This window comes from Pseudolysinimonas sp. (assembly GCF_039912695.1).
Classification (GTDB): Bacteria; Actinomycetota; Actinomycetes; order Actinomycetales; family Microbacteriaceae; genus Pseudolysinimonas_A.
Genome location: NZ_JBDSPJ010000022.1, coordinates 194,801 through 207,565, shown reverse-complemented (window position 1 = coordinate 207,565; position 12,765 = coordinate 194,801). Strand labels below are relative to the sequence as shown.

At 66.2% G+C, this 12,765-nt stretch carries 14 protein-coding genes; 7 read left to right on the top strand and 7 right to left on the bottom strand.

Going from position 1 to position 12,765, the window contains the following annotated elements; translation table 11 throughout:
• Positions 1 to 62 precede the first annotated feature (62 nt).
• From ABIR17_RS09310 to ABIR17_RS09300, 3 genes are read left to right on the top strand one after another with little or no spacing between them, the layout of a single operon-like run.
• Positions 63 to 1,277, top strand: a complete 1,215-nt coding sequence (locus tag ABIR17_RS09310) for a benzoate/H(+) symporter BenE family transporter (RefSeq protein ID WP_348004102.1) — start codon at positions 63 to 65, stop codon at positions 1,275 to 1,277.
• Between the two features lie 12 nt (positions 1,278 to 1,289).
• Positions 1,290 to 1,496, top strand: coding sequence for a ribbon-helix-helix protein, CopG family (locus ABIR17_RS09305; RefSeq protein WP_348004101.1), 207 nt, complete (start codon positions 1,290 to 1,292; stop codon positions 1,494 to 1,496).
• Positions 1,493 to 1,861: a Fic family protein gene (locus tag ABIR17_RS09300; RefSeq protein WP_348004100.1), complete on the top strand. Its 369-nt coding sequence runs from the start codon at positions 1,493 to 1,495 to the stop codon at positions 1,859 to 1,861. Before ABIR17_RS09305 ends, ABIR17_RS09300 begins: the two co-directional genes overlap by 4 nt.
• 25 nt (positions 1,862 to 1,886) lie before the next feature.
• Here the strand turns inward: ABIR17_RS09300 and ABIR17_RS09295 are convergent, their stop codons facing one another.
• The gene (locus ABIR17_RS09295) at positions 1,887 to 3,914 is read right to left on the bottom strand and encodes a M3 family metallopeptidase (protein ID WP_348004099.1); all 2,028 of its coding nucleotides are present in this window, start codon (positions 3,912 to 3,914) and stop codon (positions 1,887 to 1,889) included.
• Between the two features lie 118 nt (positions 3,915 to 4,032).
• On the opposite strand from ABIR17_RS09295, the gene ABIR17_RS09290 reads away from it, so the two are divergent.
• Entirely contained in the window at positions 4,033 to 4,668 is a 636-nt protein-coding gene (locus ABIR17_RS09290) for a helix-turn-helix domain-containing protein (protein WP_348004098.1), read from the top strand.
• A 20-nt stretch (positions 4,669 to 4,688) separates the two neighbouring features.
• A complete protein-coding gene (locus tag ABIR17_RS09285; protein WP_348004097.1) occupies positions 4,689 to 4,904 on the top strand; it encodes a hypothetical protein in 216 nt (71 codons plus the stop codon).
• A gap of 44 nt (positions 4,905 to 4,948) precedes the next feature.
• Here ABIR17_RS09285 and ABIR17_RS09280 read toward each other — a convergent pair whose 3' ends face one another.
• The 6 genes from ABIR17_RS09280 to ABIR17_RS09255 all read right to left on the bottom strand — a co-directional run bounded on the left by ABIR17_RS09280 (position 4,949) and on the right by ABIR17_RS09255 (position 11,211).
• Positions 4,949 to 5,182: a hypothetical protein gene (locus tag ABIR17_RS09280; protein ID WP_348004096.1), complete on the bottom strand. Its 234-nt coding sequence runs from the start codon at positions 5,180 to 5,182 to the stop codon at positions 4,949 to 4,951.
• 36 nt (positions 5,183 to 5,218) lie between these two features.
• Positions 5,219 to 5,662 carry a GNAT family N-acetyltransferase gene (locus tag ABIR17_RS09275; RefSeq protein ID WP_348004095.1) on the bottom strand — a complete coding sequence of 148 codons (444 nt, stop codon included), beginning with the start codon at positions 5,660 to 5,662 and terminating at the stop codon, positions 5,219 to 5,221.
• A 41-nt stretch (positions 5,663 to 5,703) separates the two neighbouring features.
• Positions 5,704 to 7,677, bottom strand: a complete 1,974-nt coding sequence (locus tag ABIR17_RS09270) for a choice-of-anchor Q domain-containing protein (RefSeq protein WP_348004094.1) — start codon at positions 7,675 to 7,677, stop codon at positions 5,704 to 5,706.
• 68 nt (positions 7,678 to 7,745) lie between these two features.
• Positions 7,746 to 10,301, bottom strand: coding sequence for a valine--tRNA ligase (gene valS / locus ABIR17_RS09265; protein ID WP_348004093.1), 2,556 nt, complete (start codon positions 10,299 to 10,301; stop codon positions 7,746 to 7,748).
• 117 nt (positions 10,302 to 10,418) lie between these two features.
• Positions 10,419 to 10,601, bottom strand: a complete 183-nt coding sequence (locus ABIR17_RS09260) for a hypothetical protein (RefSeq protein ID WP_348004092.1) — start codon at positions 10,599 to 10,601, stop codon at positions 10,419 to 10,421.
• Positions 10,602 to 10,608: 7 nt separating this feature from the next.
• Positions 10,609 to 11,211, bottom strand: a complete 603-nt coding sequence (locus ABIR17_RS09255) for a hypothetical protein (RefSeq protein ID WP_348004091.1) — start codon at positions 11,209 to 11,211, stop codon at positions 10,609 to 10,611.
• A gap of 115 nt (positions 11,212 to 11,326) precedes the next feature.
• On the opposite strand from ABIR17_RS09255, the gene ABIR17_RS09250 reads away from it, so the two are divergent.
• A complete protein-coding gene (locus tag ABIR17_RS09250) occupies positions 11,327 to 11,680 on the top strand; it encodes a GntR family transcriptional regulator (RefSeq protein WP_348004090.1) in 354 nt (117 codons plus the stop codon).
• Positions 11,677 to 12,648 (top strand): hypothetical protein, encoded by a 972-nt coding sequence (locus ABIR17_RS09245; RefSeq protein ID WP_348004089.1) that lies wholly within the window; start codon positions 11,677 to 11,679, stop codon positions 12,646 to 12,648. The genes ABIR17_RS09250 and ABIR17_RS09245 overlap by 4 nt, the downstream gene beginning before the upstream one ends.
• The last annotated feature ends 117 nt before the right edge of the window (positions 12,649 to 12,765 follow it).

Below are 12,765 nucleotides of genomic sequence, written 5' to 3'. Positions count from 1 at the left end.
GTCTAGCGGTGCGCCGGATGGCCCTGACATCACGAGCCCGTGTCGGCAATAGGCTCGTCTGGATGCGCTCCGCCACCCTCGCCCAGCCGGTCTTCGCGGGCATCGTCGCGGGTGTGACCGGGTTCGCCAGTTCGTTTTCGCTGTTGATCGCCGGGCTGCACAACGTGGGGGCGACCGACGATCAGGCGGCGTCGGGGCTGCTCGTGCTCTGCCTCGTGCCGGGGCTGCTGACTGTCGCGTTCAGCACGATCACCCGGCTGCCCATCTCGCTGGTGTGGTCGACGCCGGGAGCGGCGCTCATTCTCGCCTCGAAGGGGATCGACGACTACCGCAGTGCGGTGAGCGCCTTCCTGCTCTGTGGGGTGCTCATCGTGGTTACGGGGCTGTGGCCGTGGCTCGCGCGAACGGTCACCCGCATCCCGAAGCCGATCGCGAGTGCGATGCTCGCCGGCATCCTGTTTCCCATCTGTCTCGCGCCTGTGACAGCGAGCGTGCAGGAACCGCTCCTCGCACTCCCGATCGTGCTGACCTGGCTCGTGTTGGCCCGACTTGCACCCCGCTGGGCCGTCCCCGCCGCTGTTGTGGTCACGGTGATCGTCGTCGCCTTCTCAAGTTCGGGCGTCGACCTCTCGGCCGGGCGGATTCTTCCGGTGCTCGCCCCCGTCGTGCCGGGCCTTGATCCCGCGATCATCTTCGGGATCGGCATCCCGCTCTACCTCGTCACGATGGCGGGTCAGAATGTGCCGGGGTTCGCCGTCTTGCGCACCTTCGGATACGACCACCCTCCGGCCCGGGCGATCTTCATCACGACCGGTGCCGGGGCGATCGCCGCGGCTCCGTTTGGCGGGATCTCGCTCAACCTGGCGGCGATCACCGCGGCGATGGCGGCAGGGCCGGATGCGCATCCCGACCGTTCGAAGCGTTGGGTCGCGGCCGCCACGGCGGGCGGCACGCTCGCTCTCTTCGGACTGCTGTCGGGAGTGAGTACGGTGCTGGTTGCCGCGAGCCCGCCCATTCTGATCACGGCGGTCGCGGGCCTGGCTCTGCTGAACGCCCTGATTTCGGCGGTGACCGGAGCGCTCGAAGAGCCCGCGTATCGACTGGTCGCGATCGTGACGTTCCTGGTTGCGGTGTCGGGGCTCTCGATTGTCGGGATCGGCTCGGCACTCTGGGCGCTCGTGGTCGGCGGGATCGTGATGCTCTGGCTGGGGTGGCGGCGCCGACCCGCGGCCATGCCGCCCCGAGAGCCCACCCCGGACGACGTGGTATCAGAGTGATATGATCGCCTGATGGCAATCACGATTCGCATTCCGGAGAGTCTCGACGCGCGCCTCGACGAGGTCGCGGCGCAGCAGCACACCTCGAAGAGCGCACTCTTGCTTCAAGGTGCGTCGTGGGTCGTCGAGCGGCACGATCGCCGAGGCGACATAGCTGAGGGACTCGACTTCGTCCTCACTCACGACGCCGAGTTGCTCACCCGACTCGAAGACGCGTGACTCGTTACCTCGATCTCGACGACGCGATGCAGGCGGTCGCCCGTCTTGGATTCCACATCCGCGATGCTGGCCTGCTTTCCGCGGCGCTCGCGAGACCCGCGACCACGCTCTACGGGACCGACGCGTACTCGACCCTCGAGCTCAAGGCGGCAGCCCTGCTGGAATCTGCAGCGCGAAACCATCCCCTCATCGACGGCAACAAGCGACTCGCGTGGACCCTCACGGTGCTGTTCCTGTGGGTCAACGGCCGAAAGCATGACATGCCGTCTGACACTGCGTTCGACCTCGTGCTCGGGGTCGCGCGGGGCGAAATCGGGCTCGATGACGCGGCCGCGACCATCCGGCAGCACCTCGTCGCGCGGTAGCTCGGGCCGATAACGAAGTCGCTGGCTAACTCAGCCCGCGACGCTTCAGCAGCGGCTCGATCACCGCGTCACGGCCGCGGAAGTCGCGGTACGCCTCAAGCGGATCCTTCGAGCCGCCGACTCCGAGCAGCAAACTCCGGAAGCGGTCGCCATTCTCTCGAGTGAGTCCGCCGTTTTCCTTGAACCAGTCGACGGTGTCGGCATCCAGCACCCCGCTCCAGATGTAGGAGTAGTACCCCGCGTCGTAGCCGCCCGCGAAGGTGTGCGCGAAGTAGGCGCTGGAGTACCGAGTCGGCACCGCCGGGTTGTCGAGCCCGGCCTCTTTCAGCGCGCCGGCCTCGAAGGCAGCGACGTCGGTCACCTTGGCCGCGTCGGCAGCAGACAGACGATGCCACGACTGGTCGAGCATCGCCGCGGCGAGGTACTCGCTGGTCGCGAAGCCTTCGTTGAAGGTCTCCGACCCGCGGATGCGGGCGACAACTCCGGCGTCGATCGGCTCGCCGGTCTGGAAGTGGATCGCATAGGCCGCGAGAACTTCGGGCCAGAGCATCCACATCTCGTTGACCTGGCTGGGAAACTCGACGAAGTCGCGGTAGACGTTGGTGCCAGCGAACTTCGGATAGCTGACTCGAGCGAACAGCCCGTGCAGCGCGTGGCCGAACTCGTGGAAGAACGTCGACACCTCGTCGAAGGTGAGGAGCGTCGGCTCGCCCGCCGACGGCTTGGGCACGTTGAGGTTGTTGACGACAACGACCGGCTGATCGAGCAGGGTGTTCTGTGAGATGAGCGGATTCATCCACGCCCCGCCGCGCTTCGAATCGCGGGTGTACAGGTCGAGCAGGTAGAGGCCGACCGGCGACCCGTCGTCGTTCGCCACTTCGAAGATCCGCACGTCGGGGTGGTAGCCGATCAGGTCGGTGCGCTCGGTGAAGGTGATGCCGTAGAGCGCGTTTGCGGCTCCGAAGACGCCGAGTTTGAGCACTCGCTCGGCTTCGAACCAGGGGCGCAGCGCGGCGGTATCGACGTCGTACTTCTCTTGCCGAACCTTCTCGGTGTAATACGCCCAGTCGGCGGCGGTCACGGGATGCCCGGCCAGCTTCTCGAGGTCGGCCTGCTCCGCGCGGGCGTTCTTCGCCGCCGCGGGGGCGAGTTGGCCGAGCATCGCGGCGACCGCCTCGGGGGTGCCAGCGGTTTCGTCCTTGGTCACATAGGCGGCGTGACTGGTGAACCCGAGAAGTTCGGCCCGTTCGGCGCGCAGTCGCACGATTTCCAGGATGTTCTCGCGGTTATCGAAGTCGCCGCCGTGCGAGCCACGCGCGCGTGAGGCCGCCATGATCCGTTCCCGCGCTGCCGGCGTGGTGAGAGAGGCCAGGAATGGATGCCCGGTTGGCAACACGAGGGTGACCAGCCAGCCGTCGAGGTTGCGGTCGGCGGCGGCTTGCTGAGCGGCAGAGATCTCGCCGGGTTCGAGGCCCTCGAGGTCTTCGGGATCCGTGAGGTGAACCGCCAACTCGTTGGTGTCAGCGAGCAGGTTCTTCTCAAACCGCGTGGTCAGGGTCGCGAGCTGCTGGTTGAACTCTTTCAACCGGTCCTTCTGCGCGTCATCGAGTCCCGCGCCAGCAAGGGTCATCTGGGTGTACCAACGCTCGACGAGGTAGCGCTGCTCGGCCGTGAGGTCGGGGTTCTGCGCCAGGCTCTCGTGCACGGTGCGCACCCGGAAGTAGAGCTGACTATCGAGCACGATCGCGTCGTTGTGAGCCGCCAGTTTCGGGGCGATGCGCTCTTCGAGCTCGTTGGTGAAATCGGTGGAGTCGGCCGACGACTTGTTGTAGAACACGTTGGCCACCCGGGACAGGGTCTGCCCGCTCGCCTCGAGCGCCGGGAAGGTGTTCTCGAAGATCGGGGCGTCGCGCTTGCGGGTGATCGCCGAGATCTCCTGAAGCTGCTCGGTCATCCCGACCTCGAAGGCTTCCTCGTAGTGCTCGTCGCGGATCTCGGCGAACGGAGGCAACTGGTAGGGAAGGGTGCTCGGCGTGAGGAAGGGGTTCGTCATGCCTCCACCCTATGCACTCGAGTCATTTCGCAAAGAAACAGTTGCAAAGACTGCATTGCAAAGACTCCATTGCAAAGAACCTGTTGCAAAGAAACCTTTGCGGATGTACGGTAAGCACATGGCCCACGCATACGAGAACGAGCGCACTCTTGAGATGACAGCGCTCAAAGCTCTCGCCCACCCGCTTCGGGTACAGCTGCTCGACGCGCTCTCGGCGTACGGTCCGGCCACCGCGAGCGCTCTCGCCGACCGCTTGAGCGAGTCGAGCGGCGCCACCAGTTATCACCTTCGGCAACTCGAGAAGCACGGCTTCGTGACCGAGGATGCCACCCGCGGCAACGCACGCGAGCGCTGGTGGCAGCGGGTGCAGCAACCGATTTCGCTGAGCGTCGAGGGCACCGTCGACACAGCGACACGCGCGGCGAGTGAACTCGTGATGGCGGAGTGGCAACGCACCCGCGCGACTCGGTTGCGCGAATTCCTTGCACACGGGCTCGAGACCCTCGGGTCGGATTGGCTCAACGCCAGCGGCATCGTCACCTCGAACGTGCAACTCACCCAGGCTCAGTCGTCTGCTCTCCTCGAAGAGCTGTCGGCCGTCCTCGATAAATACCTCAAGAAGTACCGCAATCAGTCCAACCCGGGCGCTCGCCCGTTCCAGATCCACCTCGACGTCTTTCCCATCGTGGACGGCGTCGAACAGCCCGGCGTGAAGCCCGGTGACGTGAGTGGCTCCGGGAAGGATCAGGCCTGATGAACGAAGGGAAAGGCACCATGACTTACAACACGTTCCTGCCGACGCGTGCAATGACCGCGAGCTATCCGGGCGTTGCGGGCCTCGCAGTTCGACTCGGCCGCGCACTCGAGAATTGGGGCCGCGAGGCCGCCGATCCGATCGATCGCGACGCTCGGCGCCGTGAATACGAACGGCAGTTGGGGATCGCGACGAGGATGCAGCAGATGGAACGCCTCGGACTCCAGCGCCGGTAGGGCGAACGCAGCACCGAACGCCGTACCTAACGCAATTCCAGCCGTCAGTCGAGCGGACTCTCGACTGTCACGGAATCGTCGACCGGGTCGTAGCGGAGGGTCGTTCCATCGTCGAGTTCGACGACGGGGCGGCCCTCTAACCAGGTGAGGGTCCAGCGCCATCCGGTGGTGTCGAACCCCGCGAGGTCGATTTCTACCGACGCGATTGCGGCAAACATGGCGGCCGGGAGTCGCGAGGGCGGTTCCGCGCCAATCTCCCACCGGGTGCCGAGTTGCATAGGCCCACGCTAGCGCGCCCCCGAGAGCCTGCGCCCCTAAAGCCGCACTTCGTAGGTGACCCAGGTCGTGCGCGTCGCGACCCGGTCATAGACCCGCTGGGCACGCTCGTTGGTCTCGGCGGTGATCCAGCGCAGTGTGCCCGGTCCGGTTGCTTTGGCGAGGGCGGTGAGGTGCTCGATGAGCGCGGTCGCAGCGCCCTTGCCCCGTGCCGTCGGATCCACATACAGGTCGTCGAGAAACCAGTCTCGTCCCGCGCTAAATGTGTCGGGATGCGACCGGTAGTGCGCGAAACCCACGACATCACCGTCATGCTCAGCGGTCAGCGCGGCGACGCCCGCCCCCGGAGTCATCAGCAGCGTCCAGACCCTCTCGAGAACGTCATCCTCGAAATCGGTCTCATAGAAGACGCCGTAGTCGCGAAATAGCCGTCGCCACGACTCCTCGTCAGTCGCAGCGAGAGGGCGCACGTCGATCGTCATGCGGCCAGCCTAGGAGCCCGCCCGCCCTTCAGCGGGAGAGGTTAGCCAGCCTTCAGCAGAGTGCGACGGATGCCGACGGCTCCAGCGCCGGCAACGAGCAGCAGCAGAGCGACGCCGGCCGGAACCCACGGCAGCTCTGAGCCCGTCGCCGCCAGGACAGCCTGAACTTCGACGGACCCGATGTCGACGCGACCGCCGGAGATGCGGGCAAAGCCGGTACCACGCTGGTCGAACGACGGCGGGCTCGGCACAGCCGGGTCACCCAGGTTGATGGCGGGGCTGCCCGCGAGCGGGAGGCGGGTGAATGTCGGTCCACCGTTGTCGGCGAGGGGCGCAAGCATCGGGTCGGCGACCGAGAACTGGTTGCCCCCGAGGTCGTTGATCCACGGGTAGGTGCCGACGTCGGAGTCGATGTTGTAGCTCATCGTCACCCGGTAGGTCACCTGCGCGTCATCAAGAACCAACGCTTGGGTGCCCACCGCAGATGACGACAGGATGTTGTCGATCAGCACGGTCTGTCCCGAATTGCCCTGACCGATGTACAGGACACCCGGAGCGACGATGGTACTCAGACCGACGCCGATCGCCAGGCTCGCGTCGTCATCGGCGTCAACCGCACCGAACGCGAGGCCGAAGAGGCCGCCACCCGATTCGGGGTCGTCGATCGTCGACTGGGACATCGTGAACTGGGAGTCCACGGAGTCGACGTAGATGCTCGTCCCTCTCCCGTCCCCGGCGCCGTTGAACGCGTTCTCGACGACGTTGCCCGCGAACGTGCTCGAGACGATGGCGACGGTTCCTGAGATGGAGTTCTCGACCGCGAGAGCGCCTCCGAGGTGAGTCGCCGTGTTGTCGAAGAACGACGAGTCGGTTATCTGGGTGTCATTGGCGACCGCTTGGAATGCGATCGCGCCGCCGTTGCCGCTCGTCGAGTTCTCGGAGAAGGTGGAGCCGCTGATCGTCGTGGTGACTGGATCGGGTGAAGCCACGTAGAGCGCGCCACCGCTGATGGCTGCAGAGTTGCCGCTGAAGCTGGAGTTGGTGATATCGAGGGAGTTGGTGGGACCCGCCACGTAGAGCGCCCCCGCGCGATTGCCGGTGGAGGTGTTGTTGCTGAAAATCGACCCGTCGATCGACAGGCTCACCGCCGATGAGTAGATAGCGCCACCGCCGTTCGTGGTCGTATTTTTGCCGAATCCCGAGTTGGAGATGATGGCAGCGCCAGAGCCAGCGCTGCCCTCGATGGAGATGGCGCCGCCTGATTCCCCGAGGTTGTCGGTAAATGTCGAGTCCGTAATTGTCTTCGTTCCCGCGCCGCGATAGATGTACAGCGCGCCGCCGCCGTAGTTGATGGCGTTGTTGTGGTCGAAGACACTGCCCTGCACGATCGTGGCGCCAGCGACGCCCCACAGCGAAACCGCTCCGCCGCCGGTGCCCGAACCGCCCTTGTTGTTGGTGAATGTCGAGTCGGTGATGGTCGCGGTGCCGGTCAGCAGCGAGTCTTCTCGCAGTCCCGCGGCACCGTTTGTCGTCGTCATGCCGTCGATGGTCACGCGGGTGACGGTGAGGTTCTGCGGGGCTTGAGCTCCCGAGAACACGTGAATGCCGACGCCGCCACCGCCTACGACGCCCTGGATCGTGAGATCCGCGATGGCGAAACTCTGGTTCACGGCGAGCGGTGCGAAAGCCAAGAGGTCGAAGTCGGCGCCCGCGCCGCGAGTGATCGTCAGGTTCGCTTGTCCGGGGCCGGTGATCGTGAGGCCCTGAAGGATCGGGATGGACGAGAGCAGGGTGATCGTGTGAACCGTTGCTGAGAACGTGATCTCGTCGCCGGCATTGGCATCCAACACCGCATCTCGCAGGCTGCCCGCGCCGGAATCGTTCTCGTTCGTCACCGTCAGCGTGTTGGCGGATGCGGGAGTTGCCGTCAGCGCGACTCCCGCGAGGCCGAGGACGAGTGCTGCGACCGCCGCGAGAACGCGGGTACGGGTGGGGGAGGTGGCCTGGGCGGTCATCTGATCCTCTGACGGTAAACGGTGCGGCGCAGTCCGAATAGTTCGGAGTCGGCCAACGCTAGCAGTACTCAGGGAGCCGCCGGGGATTCCGCGAGCACGATTTCGCGCACCTCGATCTCGGCCGCTGCGACGAATTCGAGCGACGCGATGCGGCCGACACCTCTGAGATCGTCAGCAGCCTCGGCGAGCATCGTCGGACCGGCAAGCACAGCGCGCGAAACCTCGGTCTTCTGCGAAGCCTGAGCCTCGGTCTTCGCCCGACGGATGCCGATCAGCGCGGCGCTCACGGCGGGCAGCAACCCGCGCGGGGCTTCCGCTTCGAGAGTCGGCCAGGCGGCAGTGTGCACCGAGCCATCGTGGGTCCACGACCACACCTCTTCGGTCGCAAACGGCAGCACCGGAGCCAGCAGTCGTAGCAGGATGTCGATCGCTTCTCGCAGCGCGGCGACCGACGATCCGTCGCCGGCGTACGCGCGCTCCTTCACGAGTTCGAGGTAGTCGTCGCAGAAGGTCCAGAAGAACTGTTCGGTCACCTCGAGTGCGCGCGCGTGGTCGTACTCCTCGTATGCCTTGGTCGCGATCCGCACGACTTGGGCGAGTTCGGCGAGCATGTCGATGTCGAGGGGGGCGGTGACCGTGGCCGGGGTGGCCTCGAATGAATAGACGAACTTCGCGGCGTTGAGCACCTTGATCGCCAAGCGGCGCCCGATCTTCATCTGCTTCGGGTTCTGCGGGTCGAAGGCCGCGTCGGTGCCCAGCCGCGACGACGCCGCCCAGTAGCGCACGGCATCCGACCCGTGTTCGTCGAGCATCGCGGCCGGGGTGACCACGTTGCCCTTCGACTTCGACATCTTCTTGCGGTCGGGGTCGACGATGAAGCCCGAGATGCCGGCGTTCTTCCACGGGATGGCGCCGTGCTCGAGTTGCGCGCGCAGCACGGTCGAGAACAACCAGGTGCGGATGATGTCCTGCCCCTGTGAGCGCAGGGAGTAGGGGAACACCAGGTTGAACAACTCGTGGTCGGTCTCCCAGCCGCCCGCAATCTGCGGGGTGAGCGACGAGGTCGCCCAGGTGTCCATGATGTCGAGGTCGCCCTCGAATCCTCCGGCCACCCCGCGCTGATCTTCTGTGAACCCGGGCGGCACATCCGTCGAGGGGTCAATCGGCAGGCTGTCTTCGGTGGGCACGAGCACGTCACCGCGCTCACCGTCGGCACCGATTCGGTACCACACCGGAATCGGCACCCCGAAGAAACGCTGCCGTGAGATCAGCCAGTCGCCGGTCAGCCCGCCGACCCAGTTGTCGTACCGCACGCGCATGAAGTCGGGATGGAAGGCGACCTTCTTACCCGCGTCGACGAGTCGCTCGCGCAGGCCGGCATCCCGTGCGCCGTTCGCGATGTACCACTGCAGGGTCGACACGATCTCGAGCGGCTTGTCGCCCTTCTCGTAGAACTTCACCGCGTGCATCATCGGCTTGGGCTCGCCGATCAGGTCGCCCGATTCGCGCAGCAGTTCGACGGTGCGCGCCTTCGCGCTAAAGACGGTCTTACCCGCGAGGTCGGCGTAGGCGGCGCGACCCGCGTCGGTGAAGAGGTCGGCGGCGGGCGCCTCGGCGAGGAATCGGCCGTCGCGGCCGAGCACCGTGCGGTTGGGCAGGTCGAGTTCGCGCCACCACACGACATCGGTCACGTCGCCGAAGGTGCAGATCATCGCGATGCCGGTGCCCTTGTCTTTCTGGGCGAGATGGTGGGCGACCACGGGAACCTCGACGCCGAAGATCGGGGTCGTCACGGTCGTGCCGAACAGGTGCTGGTAGCGCTCGTCATCGGGATGCGCGACCAGTGCCACGCAGGCCGGAAGCAGCTCGGGGCGCGTGGTCGCGATCTCGATCGTCTCGCCGTCGGGGCGGTGGAAGGTCACCTGGTGGTAGGCCGCCGGCTGTTCCTTATCTTCGAGCTCGGCTTGCGCGACCGCGGTGCGGAAGGTGATGTCCCAGAGGGTCGGGGCGTCAGCCTGGTAGGCCTCGCCGCGCGCCAGGTTGCGCAGGAACGCGCGCTGCGCCACCGTCTGCGCCTCGTGCCCGATGGTGCGGTAGGTGAGCGACCAGTCGACCGACAGACCCATCGTGCGCCAAAGGTCTTCGAACTGCTTCTCGTCTTCGACGGTCAGCCGTTCGCACAGTTCGATGAAGTTGCGCCGCGAGATCGGCACCTGGTCGGCAGCCTTCGCGGAGGCGTTGTCGACGCCCTCCATCGGGGGAACGTAGCTCGGGATGTAGGGCAACTTCGGGTCACACCGCACGCCGTAGTAGTTCTGCACCCGTCGCTCGGTAGGGAGACCGTTGTCGTCCCAGCCCATCGGGTAAAAGATCTGCTCGCCGCGCATTCGGTGAAAACGGGTGGCGAGATCCATGTGCGTATACGAGAAGACGTGCCCGATGTGCAGACTTCCGGATGCTGTCGGGGGAGGGGTGTCGACGCTGAACACCGAGCCGGCCGCGAGCGCAGCTGCACGGTCGAAACGGTAGGTGCCCTGGGTTTCCCAGGCTCCGCTCCACTTGGCTTCGAGCCCTTCGAGGGCCGGCTTCTCGGGAATCTGCGGGGTGGGGATGACAGCGGTCATGGTGCTACTCCGTATCGCTATGTGCGGCACCGTGTCGGTTGGTGAGGTGCCTGAGTGTGCGTCCGTGGGGACGCGCTCAGCCTAAACCTTCGATGCCCCGAAACGGTGGGGAGCGAGCTACGGAGCGGGGCTCACCGAATGGGTGGGCGTGGGCGCCGCGCCGCTCGCGGTCAGGAAGGTGAACAAGCCGTACCCCACGAGGGCAACGCCGAGCACCGCGATCACCACCGTGCCCTGGGGCGACCCGAAAATCCCTCGGCTCGGTCGCCGCCGCATCGGGTCAGACTTCTGCTGCGTCATGTCGGCTCTACTTGGCCTTCAGGATGACGGTCTTGCTGGCCTTCGAGCCGTTCCCGAGGATGGTGATCGTGTAGGACTGCGTGTCGCCAGCCTTATCCGGACACGTCACCTCGTACGGACGGTAGCCGTCCGGGAAGTCGTGATCGCTCGTCCCCGAAGCCGGAAGATCCCAGCCCATTCCGCCCCCCTGGGCGTCTGTCGTGTTCACCCCGAAGTACGCGACGAGGCCGTTGGCGCTCTGCCACTTGATGTGCACCGTGACCTTCTCGAGGTGTGTGCAGGTTGTCGGCGAGATCGAGTACGAGGTCACGTGCACGTTGCCGTCATCCGGGGTCTGCGGCGGCGCGGCCGTGACGGTCACTGTCGGGGCGGGCGTCGGGTTGGGAGTGTCCGACGGCGTCCCGCTCGGGGTCGGCGAGGCGCTGTCGGTCGGGGTCCCACTCGCGCTCTGCGAGTTCGTCGGGAGCGCGGTGCCTCCGTCGCCCTTGGAACCGCCGAATACGACGATCAGCAGCACGATGATCGCGGCGAGGAAGAGAGCGCCAACGCCGGCCAGCACGAACAGCAGCGTCCGCGACTTCTTCTTCTCTTCGGCCAATTCGCTGCTCACGTCGCACCTCGCCTCGTGCCGGGGCGCGCCCCCGGACGGGTCACAGCCTAGGGCTAGCGCAGGACCGGCATCAATTGCACTTGTTCTAGAGCAACTAGAACTATAGGCTAACGATGTGCTCTTTCGAATCGATCCCGCGTCGAGCGTTCCGCTCTTCGATCAACTCGCCGCCTCGGTGCGTGCCGAGGTGTCGAGAGGGGCCCTGCGCGCGGGCGACCGGCTGCCGGCGGCGCGCGAACTCGCCGCATCGCTCGACATCAACGTGCACACCGTCCTGCACGCGTACCAAGAACTGCGCGACGAAGGGCTGCTTGACCTCCGCCGGGGGCGCGGAGCCGTGGTGACCGCCAACGCTGAGGCTTCCGGCGAACTCATCGCCGCCATCCGAACTCTGGTCATCGACGCGCAGTCCCGCGGCGTCGGCCTTGCCACCCTGACCGCACTTCTTCGAGAGGAATATCCATCATGAGCACCACCCGGGCGATCCGTCGCCTTCCGCTATTCGTCGTCGCCGCTGTCGTACCCGTCGTGGTGCTCGTCGGTTCGCTGATCGTCGCCGCTCTGCTGGCCGCGGGGATCACGCATCCGGTCGTCGTGCATTTTGGCGTCAACGGCAACTCGACCGCTCCCGCCTGGACGATTCCGATCGCGATGTTCGGCGTCGGCCTCATCGCGCTCGCGCTCGGGTTGGGGGTCGCCATCGCCCGCCCCGACTCCCGACACCTGTCGTTTGCGCAGAAGGTGCTTGCCGTGATCGCCCTGGGGCAGTCGGTACTCGTTGCTGCCCTCGGCGTCTGGTTGCTCGCGGTGCAGCAGTCAGCCGACGCGCCGACACCCCCGGTCCTCCCGGGAATCCCGATCATTGTCGGCGGCGGCCTGCTGATCGCTGTGATCGCCTGGTTCCTGCTGCCTCCGGCCGAAGCGTGGGGATCCCGGATGCGCACCGCCGAGCCGCTAGCGCTCGCCCCGGGAGAGCGGGCGGTCTGGACCGCGACCACTCGACTGACGACCCTCGCGATTGTCGTGCTCGTGGTCGCCATCCTGCTCGTTGCATCCGTCGCGATTGTCGTGACCGTGCTGACCGCGGGGGCCACGTGGATCGTGCTCGCGCTCCCCGTCATCCTGGTCGCGGTGCTGTTCAGTTCCTCGTCGTACGGCGTCCGTGTCGACGAGAACGGGCTCCGGGTGCGCAGTGCTCTGGGCTGGCCGGTGTTCAGCATCCCGGCGCGCGAGGTTGAGTCAGCCGGGGTGAGTGCTATCGAGCCGCTGCGCGAGTTCGGGGGCTGGGGGCTGCGCGGAACCCCGCGCCGCTTCGCCGTCGTCACTCGAGGTGGCGAGGGCCTCGAGGTGCACCGCCGTGACGGGCGCGTTTTTCTGGTCACCGTCGACGATGCCGCGACCGGCGCCGCCCTGCTGACCGCGGTCGCTGAGCGCTAAGCTCTCCACAACGACTTAGATCCGGCTATCACCGGGGAGTCTCCGGAAGAAAGCCCTCGTGTTCCGACGAACGCAGGGGTGACTAGAACCGGGCGGGTGAGGCCCGTCACAGCCTGT